2 protein-coding genes are annotated in these 1,638 nt (G+C 37.7%); both read left to right on the forward strand.

Annotation, left to right across the window (positions count from 1 at the left end):
* The coding region (locus tag AC1DOS_RS20040) for an ABC transporter ATP-binding protein (RefSeq protein ID WP_477538897.1) at positions 1–717 on the forward strand (717 nt) is incomplete at its 5' end.
* Positions 717–1,638, forward strand: a 922-nt coding sequence (locus AC1DOS_RS20045; RefSeq protein ID WP_477538898.1) for an ABC transporter transmembrane domain-containing protein, incomplete at its 3' end; no start/stop codon positions are given. The genes AC1DOS_RS20040 and AC1DOS_RS20045, both read left to right, overlap by 1 nt.

Consider the following 1,638-nt stretch of genomic DNA (forward strand, 5'->3'; position numbering starts at 1 on the left):
GATGATGAACGTGCGGCACTTAAGAATGTACACTTCACATTAAAACGTGGGGAAACTTTAGGCATTGTCGGAAAAACGGGATCGGGTAAAACCGCGATATTAAAGTTGTTATTACGCGAATTTGAAGGATATGAAGGATGGATTACTTATGGTGATCATTCAATCAATTCCTACAAAAAAGAACGACTACGTTCTGCGATAGGCTACGTGCCACAAGATCACTTCTTGTTTTCTACAACCATTGCTGGCAATATCGCATTTGCAAATACGAGTGCGCCACTTGAAGAAGTCTATGAAGCATCCCGCCTTGCACACATTCATGAAGATATTTTAAATTTCACAAGTGGATATGACACGATTGTTGGTGAACGAGGCGTGTCTTTATCAGGTGGTCAAAAACAACGTATATCGATTGCTCGAGCGTTGATGATGAAACCAGAATTGTTGATACTAGACGATTCATTATCCGCTGTCGATGCTCGAACAGAAGAAGCGATACTAGAGTCTTTGAAAGCATCTCGTGTGGATGAGACGACCATTATTACGGCTCATCGGTTAAGTGCAATTCAACATGCTCATCAAATCATTGTGTTGCATGAAGGAACCATTGTTGAAAAAGGATCCCATGAAGAACTGATGATACTACAAGGACGTTACTATGAAATGTACCAGTTACAACAACTTGAAGCACTTGTCGAAATGGGAGGTGAGGCATAATGGAAGAACAGCCAAAACTAACCGATAAAGATCAAAGTATCGTTTTAAGAAGACTCATTTCATATTTAAAACCACACAAAAAAGTAATTATTTTTGCCTTATTCTTACTGGGTCTTACCGTATTAGGAGACGTAATTGGACCCATCTTAATCAAAACGTTTATTGATGATTATTTAACCGTACGGAATTTCCCACAGGGCCCACTTATTGGTCTTGCCAGCGCTTATATATTTATTCAACTATCCAATGTTTTTATTAGTTATTTCCAATTGCTAAAATTCCAAGAAATTGCTCTAAAAATCATTCAGCAAATGCGTATCGATGTCTTTACGAAAGTGCAAAACCTAGGAATGAGGTATTTTGACAAAACGCCTGCAGGCAGTATCGTATCTCGTGTAACCAATGATACGGAAGCAATAAAAGATATGTTCGTCAGCGTCTTGGTAGGATTTATACAAAGTGCCTTTTTAGTTGTAGGTGTGTACATTGCGATGTTTATATTAAATGTGAAATTAGCGTTAGTTACATTATTGCTATTGCCGATTTTATTTTTAATTATTCGCACGTACCGTCGTTATAGTTCTGTATTTTATCAAGATTTGCGTGAACGTTTGAGTCAATTGAATGCAAAACTCGCGGAATCTTTGCAAGGAATGTCCATGATTCAAGCATTCCGACAAGAACCACGGTTAAAAGATGAGTTCAACGACATAAATGAACAACACTGGGAAGCTGGCAAACGCAATATTAAAATGGATAGCTTATTGCTCAGACCAGCAATTGATTTGGTGTATGCACTTGCATTGATTATGTTGCTCAGCTATTTTGGTATTACTTCTTTCAATAACACGATAGAAGTGGGCGTAATCTATGCATTTGTAACGTATATTGACCGATTCTTTGAACCAATTAATCAAGTAA

It is taken from the genome of Paenisporosarcina sp. P5_A11 (assembly GCF_056400705.1).